The sequence below is a fragment of the Curtobacterium sp. MCPF17_003 genome, assembly GCF_003224385.1.
Classification (GTDB): Bacteria; Actinomycetota; Actinomycetes; order Actinomycetales; family Microbacteriaceae; genus Curtobacterium; species Curtobacterium flaccumfaciens.
The window spans coordinates 38,048-59,655 of record NZ_QKLC01000011.1 but is presented as its reverse complement, the minus strand read 5'-3'; the positions used below and the strand labels follow the sequence as shown (position 1 = coordinate 59,655).

The 21,608-nt window shown below is 70.1% G+C and carries 26 protein-coding genes and 1 tRNA gene; 19 read left to right on the top strand and 8 right to left on the bottom strand.

Annotation, left to right across the window (positions count from 1 at the left end; all coding sequences use genetic code 11):
- Window positions 1–59 precede the first annotated feature (59 nt).
- Window positions 60–698 (bottom strand): hypothetical protein, encoded by a 639-nt coding sequence (locus DEJ30_RS12170; protein WP_110861775.1) that lies wholly within the window; start codon window positions 696–698, stop codon window positions 60–62.
- Between the two features lie 159 nt (window positions 699–857).
- Here DEJ30_RS12170 and DEJ30_RS12165 point away from each other — a divergent pair, with 159 nt between their 5' ends.
- Genes DEJ30_RS12165 through rlmB form a run of 4 tightly spaced genes read left to right on the top strand, consistent with a single transcriptional unit; the run spans window position 858 to window position 5,085 of the window.
- Entirely contained in the window at window positions 858–1,340 is a 483-nt protein-coding gene (locus tag DEJ30_RS12165) for a CarD family transcriptional regulator (protein WP_017888066.1), read from the top strand.
- 16 nt (window positions 1,341–1,356) lie between these two features.
- A complete protein-coding gene (gene ispD, locus DEJ30_RS12160) occupies window positions 1,357–2,604 on the top strand; it encodes a 2-C-methyl-D-erythritol 4-phosphate cytidylyltransferase (protein ID WP_375231879.1) in 1,248 nt (415 codons plus the stop codon).
- Window positions 2,605–2,636: 32 nt separating this feature from the next.
- Window positions 2,637–4,046 carry a cysteine--tRNA ligase gene (gene cysS, locus DEJ30_RS12155; RefSeq protein WP_110861771.1) on the top strand — a complete coding sequence of 470 codons (1,410 nt, stop codon included), beginning with the start codon at window positions 2,637–2,639 and terminating at the stop codon, window positions 4,044–4,046.
- A 28-nt stretch (window positions 4,047–4,074) separates the two neighbouring features.
- Complete coding sequence (gene rlmB, locus DEJ30_RS12150) at window positions 4,075–5,085, top strand: 23S rRNA (guanosine(2251)-2'-O)-methyltransferase RlmB (RefSeq protein ID WP_017888063.1); 1,011 nt, start codon at window positions 4,075–4,077, stop codon at window positions 5,083–5,085.
- 438 nt (window positions 5,086–5,523) lie between these two features.
- On the opposite strand, the gene DEJ30_RS12145 is transcribed toward rlmB, so the two are convergent.
- Both DEJ30_RS12145 and DEJ30_RS12140 read right to left on the bottom strand, forming a co-directional pair.
- Window positions 5,524–6,831: a DUF4032 domain-containing protein gene (locus tag DEJ30_RS12145; RefSeq protein WP_110861768.1), complete on the bottom strand. Its 1,308-nt coding sequence runs from the start codon at window positions 6,829–6,831 to the stop codon at window positions 5,524–5,526.
- Window positions 6,832–6,915: 84 nt separating this feature from the next.
- On the bottom strand, window positions 6,916–8,016 hold the full coding sequence (locus DEJ30_RS12140) for an ABC transporter ATP-binding protein (protein ID WP_027466605.1): 1,101 nt from the start codon (window positions 8,014–8,016) through the stop codon (window positions 6,916–6,918).
- 243 nt (window positions 8,017–8,259) lie between these two features.
- Between DEJ30_RS12140 and DEJ30_RS12135 the strand changes: the two genes are divergently transcribed.
- Window positions 8,260–9,192 carry a thioredoxin domain-containing protein gene (locus tag DEJ30_RS12135; protein ID WP_110861766.1) on the top strand — a complete coding sequence of 311 codons (933 nt, stop codon included), beginning with the start codon at window positions 8,260–8,262 and terminating at the stop codon, window positions 9,190–9,192.
- Between the two features lie 180 nt (window positions 9,193–9,372).
- On the opposite strand, the gene DEJ30_RS12130 is transcribed toward DEJ30_RS12135, so the two are convergent.
- Complete coding sequence (locus DEJ30_RS12130) at window positions 9,373–10,266, bottom strand: neutral zinc metallopeptidase (RefSeq protein ID WP_110861764.1); 894 nt, start codon at window positions 10,264–10,266, stop codon at window positions 9,373–9,375.
- 100 nt (window positions 10,267–10,366) lie between these two features.
- Here DEJ30_RS12130 and DEJ30_RS12125 point away from each other — a divergent pair, with 100 nt between their 5' ends.
- Window positions 10,367–11,509, top strand: a complete 1,143-nt coding sequence (locus DEJ30_RS12125; RefSeq protein ID WP_110861762.1) for a glycerol dehydrogenase — start codon at window positions 10,367–10,369, stop codon at window positions 11,507–11,509.
- Between the two features lie 28 nt (window positions 11,510–11,537).
- Here DEJ30_RS12125 and DEJ30_RS12120 read toward each other — a convergent pair whose 3' ends face one another.
- On the bottom strand, window positions 11,538–12,341 hold the full coding sequence (locus DEJ30_RS12120; RefSeq protein ID WP_258369911.1) for an NAD(P)H-hydrate epimerase: 804 nt from the start codon (window positions 12,339–12,341) through the stop codon (window positions 11,538–11,540).
- Here DEJ30_RS12120 and DEJ30_RS12115 point away from each other — a divergent pair.
- Together DEJ30_RS12115 and DEJ30_RS12110 are read left to right on the top strand one after the other, a co-directional pair.
- On the top strand, window positions 12,340–13,125 hold the full coding sequence (locus DEJ30_RS12115) for an alpha/beta fold hydrolase (RefSeq protein ID WP_110861758.1): 786 nt from the start codon (window positions 12,340–12,342) through the stop codon (window positions 13,123–13,125). The genes DEJ30_RS12120 and DEJ30_RS12115 overlap by 2 nt on opposite strands.
- A 53-nt stretch (window positions 13,126–13,178) precedes the next feature.
- The gene (locus DEJ30_RS12110) at window positions 13,179–14,210 is read left to right on the top strand and encodes an aldo/keto reductase (protein WP_110861756.1); all 1,032 of its coding nucleotides are present in this window, start codon (window positions 13,179–13,181) and stop codon (window positions 14,208–14,210) included.
- Window positions 14,211–14,413: 203 nt separating this feature from the next.
- Here DEJ30_RS12110 and DEJ30_RS18250 read toward each other — a convergent pair.
- Window positions 14,414–14,522, bottom strand: a tRNA-Thr gene (locus DEJ30_RS18250).
- Window positions 14,523–14,780: 258 nt separating this feature from the next.
- On the opposite strand from DEJ30_RS18250, the gene DEJ30_RS12105 reads away from it, so the two are divergent.
- Complete coding sequence (locus tag DEJ30_RS12105) at window positions 14,781–16,019, top strand: tyrosine-type recombinase/integrase (protein WP_110861754.1); 1,239 nt, start codon at window positions 14,781–14,783, stop codon at window positions 16,017–16,019.
- Here the strand turns inward: DEJ30_RS12105 and DEJ30_RS18670 are convergent.
- Window positions 15,970–16,332 (bottom strand): ImmA/IrrE family metallo-endopeptidase, encoded by a 363-nt coding sequence (locus tag DEJ30_RS18670; protein ID WP_110861752.1) that lies wholly within the window; start codon window positions 16,330–16,332, stop codon window positions 15,970–15,972. The two genes, DEJ30_RS12105 and DEJ30_RS18670, sit on opposite strands and share 50 nt — an antisense overlap.
- Before the next feature lie 18 nt (window positions 16,333–16,350).
- Complete coding sequence (locus tag DEJ30_RS18245) at window positions 16,351–16,728, bottom strand: helix-turn-helix domain-containing protein (protein ID WP_181420128.1); 378 nt, start codon at window positions 16,726–16,728, stop codon at window positions 16,351–16,353.
- Between the two features lie 91 nt (window positions 16,729–16,819).
- Here DEJ30_RS18245 and DEJ30_RS18240 point away from each other — a divergent pair, with 91 nt between their 5' ends.
- The 10 genes from DEJ30_RS18240 to DEJ30_RS12055 all read left to right on the top strand — a co-directional run bounded on the left by DEJ30_RS18240 (window position 16,820) and on the right by DEJ30_RS12055 (window position 21,458).
- Window positions 16,820–17,041 (top strand): hypothetical protein, encoded by a 222-nt coding sequence (locus DEJ30_RS18240; RefSeq protein ID WP_181420127.1) that lies wholly within the window; start codon window positions 16,820–16,822, stop codon window positions 17,039–17,041.
- A complete protein-coding gene (locus DEJ30_RS12090) occupies window positions 17,038–17,247 on the top strand; it encodes a helix-turn-helix domain-containing protein (protein ID WP_110861747.1) in 210 nt (69 codons plus the stop codon). Before DEJ30_RS18240 ends, DEJ30_RS12090 begins: the two co-directional genes overlap by 4 nt.
- 434 nt (window positions 17,248–17,681) lie before the next feature.
- The gene (locus tag DEJ30_RS12085; protein ID WP_110861745.1) at window positions 17,682–18,005 is read left to right on the top strand and encodes a hypothetical protein; all 324 of its coding nucleotides are present in this window, start codon (window positions 17,682–17,684) and stop codon (window positions 18,003–18,005) included.
- A gap of 186 nt (window positions 18,006–18,191) precedes the next feature.
- Window positions 18,192–18,356: a hypothetical protein gene (locus tag DEJ30_RS18235; protein ID WP_181420126.1), complete on the top strand. Its 165-nt coding sequence runs from the start codon at window positions 18,192–18,194 to the stop codon at window positions 18,354–18,356.
- Complete coding sequence (locus DEJ30_RS12080) at window positions 18,353–18,667, top strand: hypothetical protein (RefSeq protein ID WP_110861743.1); 315 nt, start codon at window positions 18,353–18,355, stop codon at window positions 18,665–18,667. The genes DEJ30_RS18235 and DEJ30_RS12080 overlap by 4 nt, the downstream gene beginning before the upstream one ends.
- Window positions 18,664–18,981, top strand: coding sequence for a hypothetical protein (locus DEJ30_RS12075; RefSeq protein WP_110861741.1), 318 nt, complete (start codon window positions 18,664–18,666; stop codon window positions 18,979–18,981). Before DEJ30_RS12080 ends, DEJ30_RS12075 begins: the two co-directional genes overlap by 4 nt.
- Window positions 18,978–20,078 (top strand): DNA cytosine methyltransferase, encoded by a 1,101-nt coding sequence (locus DEJ30_RS12070; RefSeq protein WP_110861739.1) that lies wholly within the window; start codon window positions 18,978–18,980, stop codon window positions 20,076–20,078. Before DEJ30_RS12075 ends, DEJ30_RS12070 begins: the two co-directional genes overlap by 4 nt.
- Window positions 20,075–20,278, top strand: coding sequence for a hypothetical protein (locus DEJ30_RS12065; protein ID WP_110861737.1), 204 nt, complete (start codon window positions 20,075–20,077; stop codon window positions 20,276–20,278). Before DEJ30_RS12070 ends, DEJ30_RS12065 begins: the two co-directional genes overlap by 4 nt.
- Entirely contained in the window at window positions 20,275–20,682 is a 408-nt protein-coding gene (locus DEJ30_RS12060) for a hypothetical protein (RefSeq protein ID WP_110861735.1), read from the top strand. The genes DEJ30_RS12065 and DEJ30_RS12060 overlap by 4 nt, the downstream gene beginning before the upstream one ends.
- Window positions 20,682–21,458: a hypothetical protein gene (locus tag DEJ30_RS12055; RefSeq protein ID WP_110861733.1), complete on the top strand. Its 777-nt coding sequence runs from the start codon at window positions 20,682–20,684 to the stop codon at window positions 21,456–21,458. The genes DEJ30_RS12060 and DEJ30_RS12055 overlap by 1 nt, the downstream gene beginning before the upstream one ends.
- Window positions 21,459–21,608 lie beyond the last annotated feature (150 nt).

Sequence of the window (21,608 nt, the reverse complement as noted above, 5' to 3'; positions counted from 1 at the left end):
CTCGCACCGGGCCTCCTGTGCGAACGGTCCGGGCGCGGTGTCAGCCGCGCCCGTCGGCGTCAGTTGGTGCCGTTGTCACCCTCGGACGAATCCGTCTGCGAGTCGGTCGGCTGCGTGCCGGGGACGGCCTCGCCGGTCGACTGTGCGCCGCTCTCGGACGGGGACGTCGAGGTGGGCGTCGGGGTCGGGCTCGGCGCGAGGGTCTGGTACTCCTCCTGCGAGCTCGTCAGCACCGGCACGTTCGCGGAGACGCCCTCGGCGTCGGGGTAGCTGAAGTAGACCTTGACGAGTGAACCGGGCTTCGCGTCCGCGTTGTCGAACACGATCGGCTCGGCGTCACCGGCGGTGGTGCCCTGCGTGGTGTCGCCCTCTTGCACGCTCGACTCGTCGTCGCTGCCCGCACCCGAGGCCATGGCGAGGTCGACGTGGGTGTTCGCCGGCACGTCGACGGTCTGGGTGTCGCCGCCGACCTCGATCGAGACGGTGTAGTCGTCCTGGTCGTCGTTGTTCACGAGCGTGCCGATGAAGCGGGCGCTCTCACCGTCGTCCGAGATCAGGAGGGCGTTCCGCACGTCGACCTTGCCGGCCGAGACGTCCACGCCGTCGGTGATCTGCTTGATGTCGACGGTGTGGGCCGGCGACATGAACTCGCACCCGGTGGCGCCGAGCGCGATGGTTGCCGCAACGGCGACGGACACGAGTACCCGAGGTCGCAAGAGATTCCTCCGTAAGTCACGATGAGGACCGGGCGGTCCCCGCGCCCATCCTAGCGATCACCGGGAGGGGTGAGCGTTGAGGGTCCCCTTACCGGAACGGCCCTTGTGGTAAACTGGATGTCTGGGAACGGAGCCTGATACATGCAATTCGAGGTCGGCGAGACCGTCGTCTACCCCCATCACGGGGCGGCAACCATCTCTGAAGTCAAGACTCGCGTCATCAAGGGCGAGGAAAAGGTCTACCTGAAACTGCGGGTGACGCAGGGTGACCTGACGATCGAGGTCCCGGCGGACAACGTCGACCTGGTCGGCGTCCGCGACGTGATCGGCAAGGAAGGACTCGACAAGGTGTTCGAGGTCCTCCGGGCGCCGTTCACGGAAGAGCCCACCAACTGGTCACGCCGGTACAAGGCGAACCTCGAGAAGCTCGCTTCCGGTGACGTCATCAAGGTGTCCGAGGTCGTCCGCGACCTCTGGCGGCGCGATCAGGACCGCGGGCTCTCCGCGGGTGAGAAGCGGATGCTGGCCAAGGCCCGGCAGATCCTGATCTCCGAGCTCGCGCTGGCCGAGAAGACCGACGAGGACAAGGCATCGACCGTCCTCGACGAGGTCCTGGCTTCCTGAGCCTGACGACAGCGCACTGAACGCGACAGCACGAACGACGACCGCACGGTTCCCCGAAGGGGTGGACCGGGCGGTCGTCGTCGTTGCGGCGGGCTCCGGCACCCGGCTCGGCATCGGGACCGCGAAGGCGTTCGTGCCCGTGGCCGGTTCGCTGATGCTCGCGCGGGCGCTCGAACCCCTGTTCGCGTTGCCGTCGCCGACGCTCGTCGTCGTGGTCGCACCGGCGTCGCACCTGGACGAGTGCCGGCAGGTGGTCGGCTCGGTCGCGGGTGCTGCGGTCGCCTACACAGCCGTCGTGGCCGGAGGCGCCGATCGCCACGGTTCGGTCGAGGCCGGCCTGGCCGTCCTGCCGGACTCCGTCGCCACGGTGCTCGTGCACGACGCGGCGCGGTGCCTCACGCCCGCGGCACAGTTCTCGCGGGTGTTCGACGCCGTCGCCGCCGGTGACGGTGCGGGCGTCGTGCCGGCGCTCCCCGTCACGGACACGGTGAAGCGGGTCGACGGTGACGTCGTCGTCGAGACCGTCGACCGTGCGGCGCTCGTCGGGGTGCAGACGCCGCAGGGCTTCCCGCTCGCGGCACTGCGGCGGGCGTACGCGGTGTCGTCGCAGTCCGAGACGGACGACGCCGGGGTGTTCCAGGCCGTCGGGGGCACCGTCCGGTTCGTGCCGGGTGACGCCGACGCCTTCAAGATCACGACGCCGTGGGACCTCGGCCGGGCCGAGTCGATCGTGCGGGCGCGGACCGAGGCGACTGTTGGTGCCGGAGCCGGTGTGCGGGCGGCGGACGCTGTCGACGCGGTCCGGTTCGGGCTCGGGGTGGACGTGCACGCCTTCGACGACGCCTCGCCCTGCCGCGTCGGGCTGCTCGACTTCCCCGGCGAACCCGGCCTCTCCGGGCACAGCGACGGCGACGCGGTGGCGCACGCCGTGTGCGACGCCCTGCTCTCCGCCGGGGGCCTCGGTGACATCGGCGGACGCTTCGGCACCGCGGACCCGCGGTACGCCGGCGCCACGGGCGACGTGTTCGTCCGCGGCGCGGTCGCGCTGCTCGCCGACGCCGGGCTCGTGCCGGTGTCCGTCACCGTGCAGGTCATCGGCAACCGGCCCCGCATCGGTCGTCGCCGCGACGAGATGCAGGACGCCCTGTCCGCGGTCGTCGGAGCACCCGTCGCCGTGTCCGGCACGACGACCGACGGGCTCGGGTTCACCGGCCGCGGCGAGGGGCTCGCGGCGATCGCCACGGCACTCGTGCGTCCCTCCTGAAACCGCGGCTCCGCGCCGATTAGGGTTGAGGCGTGACCGTTCGCCTCTACGACTCCCGCGCCGCAGCCGTCGTCGACCTCGTGCCCCTGGTCGACGGACACGTGAGCGTCTACGTCTGCGGTCCGACGGTGCAGTCGTCGCCGCACATCGGGCACCTGCGGTCCGCGCTCGTCTACGACATCTGGCGTCGGTGGCTCACCCACCGCGGCTACCGGGTGACCCTGGTGCGCAACGTCACCGACATCGACGACAAGGTCCTCGACCTGGCTGCCGGCACGGACGAGGAGTGGTTCGCCCGCGCCTACCGGGTCGAGCTCGAGTTCACGGCCGCGTACAACGCCCTCGGCATCCTGCCACCGACCTACGAGCCGCGGGCCACGGCGAGCGTGCCGCAGATGCACGAGATCATCCAGCGCCTCATCGACCGCGGGCACGCCTACGCCGCCGACGACGGCTCGGGTGACGTCTACTTCGACACCGGCAGCTGGGCCGACTACGGGGTGCTCACCCGGCAGCGGCGCGAGGACATGGTCGAGGCCGCCGACGCCGATCCGCGTGGCAAGCGCGACGCCCGTGACTTCGCGCTCTGGAAGGGTGCGAAGCCCGGCGAGCCGTCGACGGCCAACTGGGACTCCCCGTGGGGCGCCGGCCGCCCGGGCTGGCACATCGAGTGCTCGGCGATGTCCCGTCGGTACCTCGGCCCCGCGTTCGACATCCACGGAGGCGGGCTCGACCTGCGCTTCCCGCACCACGAGAACGAGCTGGCGCAGTCCACGGCCGCCGGGGACTCGTTCGCGTCCTACTGGCTGCACAACGGACTGGTGACGGTCGAGGGCCAGAAGATGTCGAAGTCGCTCGGCAACTCGATCTTCGCCGCGGACTTCCTCGGATCCGCCCGTCCCGCCGTCGTGCGCTACTTCCTCGGTGCCGCCCACTACCGCTCGTCGATCGACCACCACGAGGGCTCCCTGGCCGAGGCCGAGGCGGCGTACGACCGCATCGCCGGGTTCCTCGAGCGCGCCGAGACCCGGCTCGAGGGCGTCCACCTCGCCGACGCCCCGGCCGTGCCCGAGGCCTTCGCCGCCGCCATGGACGACGACCTGTCCGTGCCCCAGGCCCTGGCCGTGCTGCACGAGACCGTGCGCACCGGCAACGCTGCCCTGGACGCCGACGATGCGGAAACGCTCGGGACCGCGTACCATCAGGTGGCTGCGATGGTGGAGGTGCTCGGCATCGACCCGCGAGCCGCCCACTGGTCGGGCGGCGGCCACGACACCTCGGCAGGCCCGCTCGCCGCCCTCGTCGAACGCCTCGTGCAGGAGCGCGCGGACGCCAGGGCAGCACGGGACTTCACCGCGGCCGACCGCGTGCGCGACGACCTCGCCGCCGCGGGCATCACGATCGAGGACACGCCGTCCGGAACACGCTGGAGCATCGCCTGAACACGGCAGTGCCGAACAGGAGCTACGCATGAAGAACGTCTCGGGAAGCAAGAAGGGTCGGCCCGGCGCCGTCCGCGCCGGTCGCAAGGGCAACAAGCAGGTCGGTTCCGGCGGACAGGGTGCCCAGGCGCTCGAGGGCCGCAAGCCGACCCCGAAGGCCGAGGACCGCCCGTACCACCCCGCCGGCAAGCGCAAGGCCGCGAAGGACCGCTTCGAGGCGGCCAAGGGTCGGCACGGTTCCTCGAGCACCCCGCAGGGTCGCACGGGCCGTCCGCCGGCACGCAAGACCGACGACTCCGAGCTGGTGACCGGGCGCAACTCCGTGCTCGAGGCCCTGCGGACGAAGACCCCGTCGTCGACGCTCTACATCGCGTCGCGCATCGAGGTCGACGACCGCGTGAAGGAGATCCTCGCGCTCGCCAACCACCGTGGCGTGCCGATCATCGAGCTCATGCGTCCCGAGCTCGACCGCATCACCGGACACGACAGCGTGCACCAGGGCGTCGCCCTCAAGGTGCCGGCGTACCAGTACGCCGTGTCCGAGGACATCGTGGAGCAGGCCTTCTCGCGCGATCAGGTCCCGCTGCTCGTCGCGCTCGACGGCATCACGGACCCCCGCAACCTCGGCGCCATCATCCGCTCGACCGCGGCCTTCGGCGGACACGGCGTCATCGTGCCGCAGCGTCGTTCGGTCGGCGTGACGGCGTCGGCGTGGAAGACCTCGGCCGGTGCCGCGGCACGCACGCCCGTCGCGATGGCCCCGAACCTCACGCAGACCCTGAAGTCGCTCAAGTCGATGGGCCTGTTCGTCCTCGGCCTGGACGGCGACGGTGACGTGGAGCTCGACGGCCTCGAGCTCGCCGACCGCCCGATCGTGATCGTCGTCGGTTCCGAGGGCAAGGGCCTGTCGCGCCTGGTCACCGAGACGTGTGACGCCATCGTGTCGATCCCGATCTCGAGCGCCACCGAGTCCCTGAACGCCGGCATCGCCGCGAGCGTCACGCTGTGGGAGGTCGCTCGGCGCCGTCGCACCGCGTAGCCGCAGCTCTTCGTGCGCAGGAATGGTCGCCTCCCCGAGCGGGAGGCGACCATTCCTGCTCACGGTGCTGGCTCGGGCGGGCCCGAAGGGTCAGGACACGTCGGCTGATGCCTGCCGTGCGGTCACGCGTCGTCGCTGCGCGACGCCGCAGGTGACGGTCCGTGACCGGTCGAGGTTCGCCCGGCGGGGTGTCGTGACCGCTCGACGTCCAACGTCACCACAGGCGGGGCTGGGCGTGACGGTCTGGAGGGCCGGCGCCGGTCTCCGGGACGCGGGCCGGGCCTCCAGACGGTCGCGTTCTCGACCCCCGAACGGTCGGGACACGTCTGGTGCTGCCCGCCGTGTGGTCACGAGTCGTCGCTGCGCGACGCCGCAGGCGACGGTCTGCGACCAGTCGGCGCCCACCCGGCGGGGTGTCGTGACCGAGCGGGGCCCGCGTCAGACCGTGGCGCGCCAGTCGTCGACGTCGTCGGACTCGTCGGCGTCGTCGTCGCCCAGCACCGGGATCGGCACGGTGATCGACGAGGTCGGCGGGTTGATGAGCAGGCGCTCGTCGCGACGGTGTCGGAGCACGTCGTTGATGTAGGCGGTCGTGGCCTCGGGCAGGGAGACGGAACGCTCCTCTTGCTGGGACATGAACCAGCGGTGCTCGAGCAGCTCGTGGAACACCTCGGCGGGTTCGAGTCGGCCGCGCAGGTCACGGGGGATCGAGCGGACGACGGGCTCGAAGACCCGAGAGACCCACTCGTGCGCCACCATCTCCTCGTCGAGTTCGTCGCGGCCGTTGCGGGCGCGGTACGAGTCGAGGTCGTTGAGCAGGCGCCGGGCCTGGTTCTCGCCGGCGTCGAGCCCGGTGAGCCGCAGCAGTCGGCGCTGGTGGTGCCCGGCGTCGACGACCTTCGGCTGGATCCGGACCTGCGAGCCGCCCTCGGTCGTGTGGATCGAGAGCTCCTCGATGTCGAAGCCGAGCTCGTTCAGGCGCTCCACGCGGTCGTTGATGCGCCAGCGTTCCTTGATGTCGAACTGCTCGGTGCCGGTGAGCTCGGTCCAGAGCGTGCGGTACTGGGCGACGATGCGGTTCGAGACGTCGACGGGGTCGGCGTTCTCGTCGAGTCGACCGCCGGCCTCGAGGTCGAGCAGCTCGCCGGCGATGTTCACGCGGGCGACCTCGAGGTCGTTCTCGCGCTGGCCGTTCGACAGCCCGCCGGGGTAGAGCTTGCCGGTCTCGGCGTCGACCAGGTACGCGGCGAAGGCTCCGGCGTCGCGACGGAACAGCGTGTTCGACAGGGACACGTCGCCCCAGTAGAAACCGATGACGTGCAGGCGGACGAGGAGCAGCGCGAGGGCGTCGACCAGACGGGTGGCGGTCTCGGGGCGCAGCGTCTGCGAGTAGAGCGCGCGGTAGGGCAGGGAGAACCGCAGGTGGCGGGTCACGAGCACGGGGTGCAGTGGTTCACCGTCGGCGTCGACGCGATTGGTGATGACCGCGACCGGGTCCACGCACGGCACGTCCATGCGCTGCAGGGTCCGGAGCATCTCGTACTCGGACCGGGCGACCTCTTCGCCGGTCTCCTTCACTGCGGCGACGTAGCCGCTCAGGTGCACGAACCGCACGAGGTGCCGCGAGATGCCCTTCGGCAGCGCGACGATCGTGTCGTCGGGCCAGTCGGCGAGCGGCAGGTCCCACGGCAGGTCGAGCAGGCCGGGGTCGACGGTGGCGGCGGTGATGGACATCGAGTCGGGCACGGTGGTTCCTCTGGTGTCGGGGACAGCCGAGAGCCCGCGTCCGCCCTTGTGAGGCGGGCGCGGGCTCTCGGGGGAGTGCGCTGGTTACGCGCTGACGACGGCCTTGTCGTCGAGGCGGTCGCCCGACTCGGTGTCGAAGGCGTGGACGTGGCCCTGCTTCGGCGTGATCACGATCGTGTCACCGATCGACGGGTGCGCACGACCGTCGACACGGGCGACGATGTCGGCGCGCTGGCCGTTCACGTCGGCGTGACCGTAGAGGTAGCCGTCGGCGCCGAGCTCCTCGACGACGTCGACCGTGACGGGCAGGCCCTCGCCGGACTGCGACACGATGACGTCCTCGGGGCGGATGCCGACCGTGATCTGTGCGGCACGGGCGTTCGACAGGGTGTCGCGGTCGATCGCGTGGTTGAGCGTGCCGAACCTGATGCCGCCCTCGATGACGTCGGCGGGCAGCAGGTTCATGGCCGGCGAACCGATGAAGCCGGCGACGAACACGTTGTTCGGCTTCTCGTACAGGTCGCGCGGGGTGCCGACCTGCTGCAGGATGCCGTCCTTGAGCACCGCGATGCGGTCACCCATGGTGAGGGCCTCGGTCTGGTCGTGCGTGACGTAGACCGTGGTGACGCCGAGACGACGCTGCAGCGACGCGATCTGCGTGCGGGTCTGGACGCGGAGCTTGGCGTCGAGGTTCGACAGCGGCTCGTCCATGAGGAACACCTGCGGCTGACGGACGATCGCACGGCCCATCGCGACGCGCTGACGCTGACCACCGGAGAGCGCCTTCGGCTTGCGGCCGAGGTAGTCCTCGAGGTCGAGGAGCTTGGCGGCTTCCTGCACGCGGGTGGCGCGCTCTTCCTTGCCGACGCCGGCGATCTTGAGCGCGAAGCCCATGTTCTCGGCGACGGTCATGTGCGGGTACAGCGCGTAGTTCTGGAACACCATCGCGATGTCGCGGTCCTTCGGCGGGACGTCCGTGACGTCGCGGTCGCCGATGCGGATCTGACCGGAGTTGACCTCTTCGAGGCCGGCCAGCATGCGGAGCGAGGTGGACTTGCCGCAGCCCGAGGGGCCGACGAGGACGAGGAACTCGCCGTCGGCGACGTCCAGGTCGAGGGAGTCGACCGCGGGACGGTTGCCTCCGGGGTAGAGACGGGTTGCCTTGTCATAGGTGACGGACGCCATGAGCGTTCGGTCCTTCCTTCACCGGCAGGTACGTGCCGGACGATCCGAGTGAAGCGGTGTGCCCGTACGGGCCCCGGACAGTCGCCGTCGACTGTCGAGGTTCATACAACACGAGTTCACCCGGGTGCGCCAGTGTTTTCCCCCTTGGTCGGCGGCTTCCCAGAGCGCCCCACTACAATCGCCGGGTCCGTCCGCCGAGCAGGGGAACGCCGAGCGGACACCGATCAGGAGGACGACGCACCGATGAACAACCGCCCCGAGGGTGCCGCCCGCGCCGCGCGGAACGAGCGCCGTGAAGCCGCCCGCCAGCGAGCCCAGCGTGCCCGGACCCAGCAGAAGCGACGCCAGCGTGGTGTCCGGCTCGGCCTGCAGATCGGGCTCGGGGTCGTGCTCCTCGCCGCCGCGACGATCGTCACGCTCGTGCTGGTCGACTCCGTGAAGCCCGCCGGCCCCGGCCCGTCGACGATGTCGCAGGGCGGCATCACCATCGGGCAGGGTCTGAAGCCCGTCACGGCGTCCGCGTCCGGATCGGCCTCCGCGTCGCCGAGCAGCGCCGCGACCGAGGGGGCCGGCACCGTCCGGATCACCCTGTACGTCGACTACCTCTGCCCGGGCTGCGGCCAGTTCGAGCAGGCGAACGGCGACTACATCAAGGACCTCGTCGACTCCGGTGCAGCCACGGTCGACATCCACCCGGTCGCGATCCTGTCGAACCGCTCGCAGGGCACGAAGTACTCCCTCCGCGCCGCGAACGCCGCCGCCTGCGTCGCCGAGCACTCCCCGGACCAGTTCTACGCGGTGAACCAGGCGCTCTTCGCGAAGCAGCCGGACGAGGGCACCCCGGGCCTGACGAACGCCGAGCTCACCGACGTCGTCACGGGCGTGCAGGGGCTGCAGCAACGCAGCGCCGTCCGGAGCTGCATCGCCGACCAGGACTACGCCAAGTGGGTGGACGAGCAGACGACGGCGGTATCCGGGGGCACGATCCCCGGGTCGACGCTCAAGGAGTTCCCTGGCACGCCGCTCGTGCTCGTGAACGGGCAGCGCTACGAGCTGACCTCCCCGGTCACGAACGACGACTTCCGCACCTTCGTGGTGACGGCCGCCGGGGCGACCGACGCGACCCCGACACCCACGCCCAGCGCGACCCCGTCGCCCACGCCGACCAAGCGCTGACGTCTCGACGAGCGCTGACGTCTCGACGAGCGCTGTCGTCTGGAGGAGCGCTGACGCGCTGACCACGGACGGGAGGCCCGGTGCCGGCTGGCACCCCTCCCTCGCAGGCTCGGTCGGCGCGCCCCGCGCGACGCTTCGCGTCGCCGCTGAGCGGGTCGCGCCAGTCCGTGATCGGTGCGGCTACAGGGCCGAACCCGGGATGCTCAGGGTGTCGCAGCTCGTCGCGCCCTGCTGGTAGCCCCGCAGGAACCAGCGCTGTCGCTGCTCGCTCGACCCGTGCGTGAACGAGTCCGGGTCGACGCGGCCGGTCGCACGCTCCTGGATGCTGTCGTCGCCCACGGCGCTCGCCGCCGACAGGGCGTCGGTGATCTGGGAGCGGGTGATCGGTTCGAAGAACGTCTCGCCGTTCGCGTCCTCGGTCGTGGCGGCGTCGCCGACCCAGGCTCCGGCGTAGCAGTCCGCCTGCAGCTCGACGCGGACGCTGCCCGACGACGCACCCGTGCCGGAGCGGTCGGTGTTCGCGAACGACCCCTGCAGCTGCTGCACGTGGTGGCCCCACTCGTGTGCGACGACGTACATCTGCGCGAGCGGACCGCCGGACGAGCCGTACTGCGATTGCAAGTCGTCGTAGAACGCGGTGTCCAGGAAGACCGCACGGTCCGGCGGGCAGTAGAACGGGCCGGTCGCGGCCGATGCCTGCCCGCACGAGGTGTCGGTGGAGTCCTGGAACAGGAAGAACTCCGGGGACGTGTACGAGATGCCGAGCGACCGCGCCTCGGACGTCCAGTAGGCGTCGAGCGACTCGGCCGCGCCCTCCATCCGGCACTCGACGCGCAGGTTGGCGTCGCGCCCGGTCCGGCACTCGGGAGCGGCGTCGGCGGACTCGCCCTCCTGCTGGATCGTCGTCAGGCCGTCGCCGCCGCCGACGATCCCGCTCAGGTCGAAGCCGGTGAACTGCGCGATCAGGAACACCACGATGGCGCCGACGCCCACGGCACCTCCGCCGATCGCTGTGGTGCGACCCCGCCGCTTGACCTTGCCGCCCCGGAGTCGCGAGTCGTCGTTGAACGTCATGATCCCGAACCTACCGATCAGCGGCCCCGCGTACCGTCGGCGGCGTCGGCCACCCCGACACCTGTCGTACACCTGTCGTACAACCGGAAGGAACCGCACGATGGCCACTCCCATCAGCACCGTGATGAGCCCCGCCCGCTACGTCCAGGGCAAGGACGCGATCACCCGCGTCGGCGAGTTCATCGCCCCGATCGGCAAGCGGCCCCTGATCGTCGCCGACGACGTGGTCTGGGGCATCGTCGAGACCGCCGTCACCGAGAGCTTCCGATCCGCCGACCTGGGCGTGGAGCGTGTCGGGTTCGGCCGATTCGCCACCCCCGAGGCCGTCGACGAGCTCGTCGAACAGATTGGCGCGAAGGACGCCGACGTCATCGTGGGGCTCGGTGGCGGCTCCGCGATCGACGCCGCGAAGGCCGCTGGGCACCTCGCCGGCATCCGGTGGGTGAGCGTCCCGACGGCTGCGTCCACCGACGCCCCGACCTCGGCGCTCGCCGTCATCTACACCGCCGAGGGCGAGTTCATCGAGTACCGCTTCTTCCCGCACAATCCGGACCTGGTGCTCATCGACACCAGGCTCGTCGCCAACGCGCCGGTGCAGTTCCTGGTCGCGGGCATCGGCGACGCACTGGCGACCTGGGTCGAGGCCCGTGCCGCGAAGCGCGCCAACGCCGACACCATGGCCGGTGGCCTGCAGACCCAGACCGGCGTCGCGCTCGCCGAGCTGTCGTGGAAGCTCCTGCACGAGAACGCCCTGCAGGCCATCGAGGCCGTCAAGGCCAAGGTCGTGACCCCGGCGCTCGAGAAGGTCGTCGAGGCGAACACGCTGCTGTCCGGCCTGGGCTTCGAGTCCGGTGGGCTCGCCGCCGCCCACGCGATCCACAACGGGTTGACCGCGGCTCCGCAGGCGCACGGCCTGGCGCACGGGCAGAAGGTGAACATCGGGACGATCGCGCAGCTCGTGCTCGAGGGTGCCCCGGCCGAGGAGATCGAGGACTTCGTCGTCTTCACCACGAAGGTCGGCCTGCCGAACACCCTGACCGAGATCGGCCTGACGGTGGACGATCGTGACGTGCTGCACGCCGTGGCCGAGGCCGCGACGGTGGAGGGCGAGACCATCCACAACATGCCGTTCCCGGTGACGCCGGAGCTCGTGGTCGACACCCTGGTCGCGATCGAGGGCATCGCACGCAGCATCCGAGCCGAGCACGGTCTGCCGGAGCCCGTGCTCTACGAGCACCACTGACGTTCGATCAACGCCGACGGGCGAGGGGTCAGGTGCGGATCAGCGGCTCCGTCGTCGCCAGGTCCGCACCGATCCCGACGTCGACGAGTTCGATCCGCCCGGCGAGGGTGGCGGCTGGACCGGTCAGCAGGCCGGCCTTCACACCGCCGAAGGTGACGGTGACGTCGGCGTGCAGGACGTGGTCGTCCGCGACGCCGCCGGTGTCGACGTCGATGCCGCTCGGCACGTCCACCGCGACGACGAACGGCGCACGCTGGTCGCGGGCGAGCTCACGGATGGCGTCCACGACCTCGCGTGCGGGGGACCGCAGCGCGTTCGCGCCCTGTGCCCCGATGCCGAGGATGCCGTCGAGCACCAGGTCGGCCTGGAGCGCCGCCTCGGTCGCGACGTCCGCCAGGCGTTCGCCGTCACTCCGGCCGGCGGCCCGCAGGATGTCGGCCGCTCCGCCCGAGTCCGGTCCCGAGGCGCCGGACGGGCCGTCCAGCAGACGGGCGCCGGCGTCCAGCGCCGCTGCCAGGCCGGCCTCGTGGACACGGGAGCCGACGCGCAGGACCGCCACGTGCCTCCCGGCCGCTGCCAGGCGTGCGCCCGCGAACAGGGCATCACCGCCGTTGTCGCCGCTGCCGGCGAGCACGAGGACGGATCCCGGCCCGTCGACCGGCCGCACGGCCGGGTCGTCCAGCAGGTCGCCGACGATGCGCGCGAGCCCGTCGGCGGCACGCTGCATCAGGGGTTCCCCCGCGTCGAGGTGGGGGCGTTCCGCCGCCCGGATCTGATCGCCGCCGTAGCCGTCCATGGCCACCACACTGCCCCGATACGCTTGAGAGGACATGTCACTCGTCCCCGAAGCGCCCCGCCCCCGGTTCGTGATGTCGCCCGACGGCCTGCGACTCGCGACCTACGACTTCGGCGACCCCGACGCCCCGGCCGTCATCGCGGTGCACGGCTTCGCGTCCGGTGCGGTGCTCAACTGGCACGCCTCGGGCTGGACACGGCACCTGGTCCGTGCCGGGTACCGGGTCCTGGCACTCGACCAGCGCGGGCACGGCGCGAGCGCGAAGCCGCACGACCCGGGTGCCTACTCGATGGACCTGCTCGTCGCCGACGTCACCACGGTCATCGACACGTACCTGCTCGACGACGTCGCGTTCCTCGGCTACTCGCTCGGCGCACGGGTCGGCTGGCACACCGCCGAACGGCTGCCGGGCCGGATCTCGCGCGCGGTGTTCGGCGGGATCCCGGACGCCGACCCGATGCGTCGCGTCCGCGTCGACCAGGCGAAGGCGTACATCGCGGACGGCACCCCCATCGAGGACCGCGTCACCAACGGGTACCTGACGATGGCGGGCAACGTCGAGGGCAACGACCTCGGCGCGCTCGTGGCCATGGTCGAGGGGATGCGGAACAGCATCGAGCCGACCCCGGAGAACGCCCCGGCGCAGCCGCTCCTGATCGCCGCGGGCAGCGAGGACGGCATCCGCGACAGCGCGGTCCGGCTCGCCGAGGCCGCACCGGACGCCACCTTCTTCGAGATCCCGGGGCGGAACCACTCCAACGCCCCGACCTCGCGGCCGTTCCGCGAAGCGGCGCTGCGGTTCCTGTCCGCCCCGCGCTGAGGGGTACTCGTGGGTCCCCTCGGTCGGACGGCACCGGGCGTACCGTCCCCGCCATGGACTACAGACTCCTCGGCAACAGCGGGACATCGGTGTCGACGCTGACCCTCGGCACCATGACGTTCGGCAGTGAAGCCGACGAACCCACCTCACACGCCATCCTCGACGCCTTCGTGGCAGCCGGCGGCACGCTCGTCGACACCGCGGACGTCTACTCCGGCAACGAGTCCGAGCGGATCATCGGCCGCTGGCTCGCAGCACATCCCACCGAGGCCGCGCAGGTCGTCCTCGCCACCAAGGGCCGGTTCCCGCAGGGCGACGGCCCGAACGACCTCGGCCTGTCCCGACGACACCTGCGCGTGGCCCTCGACGCCTCGCTCGAGCGGCTCGGCGTCGACCACATCGACCTGTACCAGATGCACGCGTGGGACGCCCTGACCCCCATCGACGAGACCCTGCGGTTCCTCGACGACGCCGTGTCCGCCGGCAAGATCGGCTCCTACGGGTTCTCGAACTACCTCGGCTACCAGGTCACCAAGGCCGTCTACGAGGCGAAGGCGCACGGCTGGGCGCCGCCCGTCACCCTGCAGCCGCAGTACAACCTGCTCGTCCGCGACATCGAGCACGAGGTCGTGCCCGCCTGCCTCGACGCCGGCATCGGCCTGCTGCCCTGGTCGCCGCTGGCCGGCGGCTGGCTCTCCGGCAAGTACCAGCGTGACGAGGCCCCGACCGGCGCCACCCGCCTGGGCGAGAACCCGCAGCGCGGCATGGAGGCGTGGGAGGCCCGCAACGGCGACGAGCGCACGTGGGAGGTGCTCGACGCCGTCTCCGAGGTGGCCGACGCCCACGACGCGTCGAAGTCGCAGGTCGCACTCGCCTGGCTGCTGGCCCGTCCCGCGGTCACGAGCGTGATCCTCGGCGTCCGCACCCTGTCGCAGCTCGAGGACAACCTCGGTGCCGCGGACCTGGTGCTCACCGACGACGAGCTCGCCCGGCTGACCGACGCCAGCGCTCCCCGCATCGACGACTACCCCTACGGCACGGCCGGCGTGGCGCAGCGGGAGCGGAAGATCACGGGCGGTCGCTGAGCGGACAGGGCCGCTGCGCGTTCGTGCACATCGTGCGGATTTCCGCGGATGTGGGGTCAGGGTGTGGACGTGCGGGTCGGTGAGGTGTCATCCTCGTCGCACGACCGGCTGGTTACCGCGTCCAGCGCCCGGAACGCCCCCTGATCCGCGTTCCGTGTGCCGATGCCCCGGGCGAGACTTCGCCCGGGGCATCGCTTCATCCGGGGCCGGCAGCGGGACTTGAACCCGCAACCCCCGTATTACAAGTACGGTGTAATCTCTCCATATGGAGTTGCATGTGCACCATGGGGTAGTTATGCTGACCATACGGCCCACCGACAACACGATGTGCCGATAGGCATGGCTACACGATTGGCACCACAACTTGCAGCAGCTCAAGAGAAGACGTCTCCACTGACGACGAAGGACTGGCCCGCGGCAACGGACCAGCCCTGAATCCCAACCCGTGACTGAACCACGAGAGGAACACGACCACGCTATGCGTGACCACCGACAGCACGACAGAAGAGCAGTAGGGGACAACGGAGTCCCCGCCAACGGCAAAGACCGCAGCAGCAACTAGGAGCAGACATGGCGCGAGGTAAGGGCGAATCGTCCGTCTACAAGGACGGGCGTGGCTACTGGACCGTCGCCGTTGAGCTCCCGCCACTCGACGGCAAGCGCCGCCGCAGGGTCATCCGCAACAAGGACAAGGGCGTCGTCCTCGCCAAGCTCGACGAGGCCCGCGCCGAGCTGCGCAAGCGCGGCGACATCCCCACCGCGAACATGACCGTCGAGCAGTGGTTCACCTACTGGTACGAGCAGATCGCGGTCCGTGAAGTCCGGCCGAAGACCGCCGAGCGGTACCGGCAGATCACCTACAAGTGGGTCATCCCGACGATCGGAACCACGCGGCTCTCCGGGCTGTCTGCGACGATCATCCGCCGCGTCAGCGATGCCATGCTCCGAGCCGGCCAATCACCGGACACCGCGAACCTCGCGCACCGGATCATGTCTGCCTCCCTCGAGTGGGCGGTACGTGAAGGGCGGATCAGCATCAACCCGGCGAAGATGATGGCCGCGCCCCGCAAGGGTGTCCCCGACCTCGATGTCCTCGACCTCCAAGAGACCCTCGACGTCTACGCACACGTGCGCGACTCTGGCGGGCCCGAGTTCGCGCTCTGGGCAACGACGCTCCTCACCGGCGCTCGCCGCGGGGAGATCATCGGTCTCGAAGCTGACCGGGTGTCCGATGTCCTCGACATCTCGTGGCAGCTGCAGCGCTTCACATGGCAGCACGGGTGCGGTGGGGAGTGCCTCAACCTCCGCGGTGCGGAGTGCCCTGCCCGGCACATCGAAGCGCCCGCGGACTACGAGTACCGGCACGTCAAGGGCGGACTGTTCCTGACGCGGCCGAAGTCGAAGAACGGTTGGCGGATCATTCCGCTCGTCGATCCGCTCGCGTCCATCCTCGAGCACCACATGGCCGCGTACCCACCGGGCGACAACGGGCTCGTCTTCACCGATCGCGGCCGGCCCATCGACCCGAACGACCACTCGCGCGACTGGCGCACCCTGCTGAAGCAGACCGGCATCGACCGGAACGTCCGCCTCCACGATCTCCGCCACGGCGCGATCGATCTCCTCACCCTCGCCGGCGTGGACGACGACCTGATTGTCCAGATCGCCGGCCACGCATCCCGGCTGCAGACGAACGCTTACCGCCGCCGGCACGACATCGCGCGCATGCGGCTCGGGATGACGAAGTTCTCCGAGCTCTTCAACCCGCGAGGCGATGCGTCAGAAGGAACACTCGAGCTAGGCGCGTAGAGACGTCGAGCTCGCGCGCCAACCGCGCGCAGTCAGGCGTCCACTTCATCAACTCCACACACTGGTCCAGGTCGATCAAGTTCTCCGCAGCGAGACGGTCGGCCTGGACTTCGTGCTTCGGTCGATCGTCATGGTGACCGAGCAGTGCGTGAGCGACCTCGTGTGCGAGGGCTGACCGGTCGTGAACTCTCCGAAGTCCATCGCGAATCACGATGAGGTTGTGCTGCGGGTACCACCGGCCGTTCTCGGTCCGGATTGGACGATGGATCACTGTGATCCCGAGCTCCGCAGCGTGCTCGTATGGGTCGTACATGTCCCCCCAGGTCGGTGGTCAGTCAAACTGCTCGTCCGTGTCCGCTTCCTTGTCGCGGTTCGCCGCGTACCGCTCCTTGTCGAGGTCCTCCAGGGTGAAGTCCTCGACGGGTCGAAGTGGAGTCCCATTGTTGCTCTGCACCTCTGACACCAGCACATCCAGCCCTCCCATAGATGCGACGGCGCGGTCCACAAGGGTGGACGGGTCGATCGAGAGTGCGCGCGCGATCAGGCCGATCTGCGTGACGTTGATGTCACGTTGGCCGGCGAGCACGCGGTTCAGGGTTGACTCCACCATGCCGGTCGCTAGCGCCAGCTGCTTGATGGTGACCTTCTTGCGCGCGCGCTCCGCGCGGATCTCTGCCGCGAGCGCCTCGTTGATGACTGACTTCTCCACATGGAGCAGCCTACCGGCCATATGGACGAGAAACGTGGCGTATGGGCACATATGTGCTTGACACTCTCCAAGTGGGGAGTAAGCTAGCCACATGGAGAGAGCAACCGTCACCGACACCGTCGCGAAGCGCATCACAGCCGTGATGCAGGAGCGCGGTGTCGACATCAGCACTCTCGCGCACGCCGCCGACATCGGCGAGCCCGTGCTGCGTGAACGACTCCTCGGTGAGTCGGACTTCACGTGGCCCGAGCTCGCCACCGTCGGCGGCGTTTTCCGTATCAACCCCGCTCAACTCATGGCAGGTGCCGCATGACCAACACGGACATGCCGACGCGCCCCGGGACGCTCCTCTACTCCGTCAAGGAGCTGGCGACCGCTACCGGACTCAGCGCACAGGCCATCCGCAACGAGATCAAGGCGCACCGGCTCGTGGCAATCAGCTACGGGACGAAGTACCTGATCGAACCGACCGAAGCAGATGCGTGGATCGCACGCCTCCGCTCTGAAAGAGCCGCGTAACCACCGGTTCCACATCTTCCGATCCGCGCGCCTCACGGAGGGCGCTGATTGGTGCGCCTCGAAACGGCTCCGCGGAGCACGCCGTCGCCGCGCTCGCAACATCAGAACTACACAGAGGGCTCACCCAGCCACGGAGCGATCGCGTCCCCAGCACAGACGTGTGGAGCGGTACGTGGCCAGGGCAGTCGAAGAAGCGATGCACGTCTCGTCCGGCCTTGGAACACAGGCACCCCGCGCAACAGGGAGACGACGACGTGACCGCCGTCAGGCCGCGAGATCCGCGGTGCGCCGGCAGGTCTGACAGGTCCGGCGACGCGCAGCCGGAGCGACCGGGGTTCGACGTCCTCGGCAGACCACGACAGCGACGGAGCTGACCCGAACCTCCGCCGTCGCTGCACCCTCACCAGCCCTCCACACACGGAAGGAGCTCGGCCATGCCCGCAGCCCGCACACACGACGTCGAGACCAGCCACCTCGCCGCCAGAACCGCGCACAACCCCACCGAGGTGCAGCAGCGCATCCTGCAGCTCCTCCCCGCCCGGACGTCGTTCTTCGACCGTTCGGCCGGCCTGACCGACGAGCAGCTCATCGACGAGTACAAGCGGTACGCCGCCGAGCACGGACTGACGGTCCCCTCCGACCAGTCGATCCGATCCCGCCGCGCCGAGCTCGTCGTCGCCGGCAAGGTCGTCTGGACCAAGGAGTACGGGAAGACCAGCAGCGGCGGCAAGAGCCGCACCTGGAAGGCCGTCCGATGAACGACCTCTGCACCCGCATCGCCTGGGCCGCCTACTTCACCCTCGTCACCGGCGCACTCGTCGTCTGCGCCGTGCTCGTCATCGCAGGCGGTGGTGACCTGTGATCGGCCCGAAGGCCAAGGAGAGCCTGCTGGCCCTCGCGTTCTTCGCCGCGGTCCTCGCCGCTCTGTTCCTCCCGTCCGCGCTGTGAGCGACGACGACAAGGCCGCCGGCGACCTGGCCCCGCGGTCCTGGCGGAACTACCACCGGTCGCGGCGCGCGAGCGAGATGCGCCGCGACCTCGAGGCGGTCGACGAGAGCCTGGTCGTCACCGACTGGTGGAAGACCGACGACCAGGACGACGCGTCGTGAGCCGCAAGCGCGGCCGGGAACGACGCCGGATCCTCGCCCATCTCGAGCAGACCCGCCCGTCGTTCGTCGAGGAGACCACCCCCGCCCGCCTGCTGCAGACCACCGACGTCGACCTCGTCATCGCGTTCCGCACCGCCGGCCACCGGCTCTCCCGGGAGCCGCAGCACCGCACGATCGGGCGGCTCGTCGGCGTCCGCCCACCCGACCCCACCTCGCCGAACCGCATGCAGCTCGTCGTCCGTCAGGGCGTCGACCAGGCGTCGTTCACCGTGAACATCGGCGAGCCCATCACTGTCCGGAGACCCGCATGACGAAGAGACACGGCAGCGCCGCGGTCGGCTTCGGGATCGAGCTCTACAAGCAGATCCGAGCCGAGTTCGAGGAGTACCGCCTGGCGGCCTACGAAGCCGCATCCGAGGCGTGCCGCGGTCGGCTTCTCAACGACCGAGGTCGCCGCGCCGGTATCGACGCCTGGGACCTGTTCATCGGCAACGAGGCGCGCGCCCGGGCGTACGCGTCGGAGGAGCTGATCGAGCACTGGGCCACCCACCCCCGAGTGACCGTCGCCGCGTACGAGCGCCAGGTCCTCGACCGACACCTCTACGAATCTGGAGCAGCCGCATGATCGCCCTCGACCTCTTCGCCGGAACCGGCTGGGGCGTCGCCTGCCAGCGCCTCGGGATCGAGGAGCACGGCGTCGAGCTGATGCCCGAGGCTGTGGCCTCACGCACCGCCGCTGGCATGCACACCGCGTACCGCGACGTCTGGGACGGCCTGGCCGACCCCGCCGTCATCCCCGACCACGATCTCCTCATCGCGTCGCCGCCGTGCCAGACGTTCAGCGTCGCTGGGAAGGGAGCAGGTCGGAAGGCGCTCGACGACGTCCTCGCACTGATCCGCACCGGAGCGTGGGCACAGAAGGGCACCGCCCTCCGAGATGCGGCGAGCGCTGCGGGTCTCGATGATCGGACGGCGCTGGTGTTGTCTCCGCTGGCGTACGTGGCGCACTCGGGGCCGGTGCACGTGGTGCTCGAGCAGGTGCCTGCGGTGTTGCCGGTGTGGGAGGCGGTCGCGAGGGAGATGCGGGCGCTGGGGTACTCGGTGGTGACCGGGGTGTTGGGCACTGAGCAGTACGGGGTGCCGCAGACGCGTCGCCGGGCGATCCTGGTTGCTCGGCGTGACGGGCTGCCGGCGCGGATGCCGGAGCCGACGCACTCCCGGTTCTACTCCCGCGACCCGGAGCGTCGGGACCCGGGTGTTCTGCCCTGGGTGAGCATGGCCGACGCGCTCGGGTGGGGGATGACGGGCAGACCGTCACCGACCATCACCGGCGGCGGCACAGAGACCGGCGGAGCTGAGCCGATCGCGAAGCTCGCCCGCTACACCGACCGCGCCGACTGGGTACAGCGGTCGAACTACAGCAACAACGGCCGCGCCGGAGCGACCGCGGAAGAACGTGGCCGCACCGAGCGGGCCCTGCACGAACCATCCGTGACGATCACGAGCAAGGTCCCCCAGTGGGACTCACCCACCTCCCGCGTACGCCTCACCCCATCCGAGGCCGCCGTCCTGCAGTCCTACCCCGCGGACTTCCCGTTCCAGGGCAACCGCGGCAAGCGGTTCCTGCAGATCGGCAACGCCGTCCCACCCCTCCTCGGACAAGCCGTCATCACCGCGGCGCTCGCCGGAGCTGTCCAGACGGCAGAGGAGGTGGCGGCGTGATCTGCACCACCGCACTCCTCGACGGCGGCCCTTCCGACGGCGAGAGAGTCCCCATCGCCGCGGCCACGGAGCTCCACGCCCCGGAGGTCATCGTCACCCACGAGGGGCAGAAGCACCGCTACGTCGCCGCAGTCGGCCCCATCGCCGACCGCTGGCGACAGACCGGCGTCGCCCTCTACAGCTGGAAGGGCGCGTCGTGATCGGCCCGAAGACGGCGAAGCCCACCGCGGCCGAGGAGAAGCAGGCGTACGTGATCGCCGCCGGCCGTGACGACCTCACCTGCCAGCGCTGCCTCGGCTGGTGCGGCGCACCCCAGCAGGACCACCGGCAGAACCGGCAGCCGGGCAACACCGTTCCGTCGAACCTGCAGACCCTCGGGCTCATCTGTCACCTGTGGAAGACCGAGCATCCCGCGGACGCCCTCGCGGACGGCTGGGCAGTCCCACGGTGGGCCGACCCCACTCAGTGGCCCGCGCGCCGCTGGTACCGCAACCTCGACGGCGTCACCGTCCGGAAGGGCTGGGCGCTGTACGGCGACGACGGATCAATCACGGAGATCAGCGACCACGAGGCGCGAAGACGCATGGATGGAGGAGGCACCTGATGGTGTGGCAGAAGATCGACGACCAGTTCGGGGTCTCTCAGAAGGTGATCCGGATCCCGAGGAAGCGACGCCAGCAGTGCGTCGGCCTCTGGACGCTCGCCGGCAACTACGCAGTGCGCGCCCTCACCGACGGACGGCTCGAGGAGCACGAGCTCGACGAGCTCGACGCGAAGGACACCGACATCGACGAACTGGTTCGGGTAGGCCTCTGGCACCGGCCAGGCGACGACTGCACGAGCGGGCCGGAGCAGTGCCGACCAGCGCCGCCCGGCGGGATCTCGATCCACGACTTCCTCGTCTACAACCCCAGCCGAGAGAAGACGGTCGCTGATCGGGAAGCGGAACGCGTCCGGAAAGCGAACCAGAGACAGTCCAAGCGGAGTCCCAGTGGGACACCGCCCGGACGTGATCCGGTGTCCGAACACCCCGTCCCGTCCCAGTCCCGTCCCGTCCCGTCCCCACTGACTGACACGACTAACGATCCCGAGTCAAGTCACGTAGGTGACCGTGCGAGCCCGAGGACTGACTTGTCCGAAGAGGTCATCAGCGAAGCGAAACGGGCCGGGGTCGACGACCTCCCCGCCGTGCTGGGGCTCCTCGAGCCGATCGTCGGCGACCTGAACCCACGCCACGGCATCGAGCTCGCGCAGGTCATCCTCCGCCGGGCCCGCACGCCCGTGCTGCAACCCACCGCGTACATCGCCCGCGCCTGCGAGAAGCGAGACGAGATCCGACGCATCGCCGTCGACGTCCTCGACCTCCCGGGAGTCGCGTAGGCACCAACCACTGACATCCGAGGAACACCATGACCAGAGAATCGAAGGAGCACGTCTGCCCGCCCGACCACAAGCACGGGCAGACCGGCACCTGCTACTCATCCCACCGCTGCCGCTGCGCCGCCTGCCGGTCGGAACACACACGCAGCG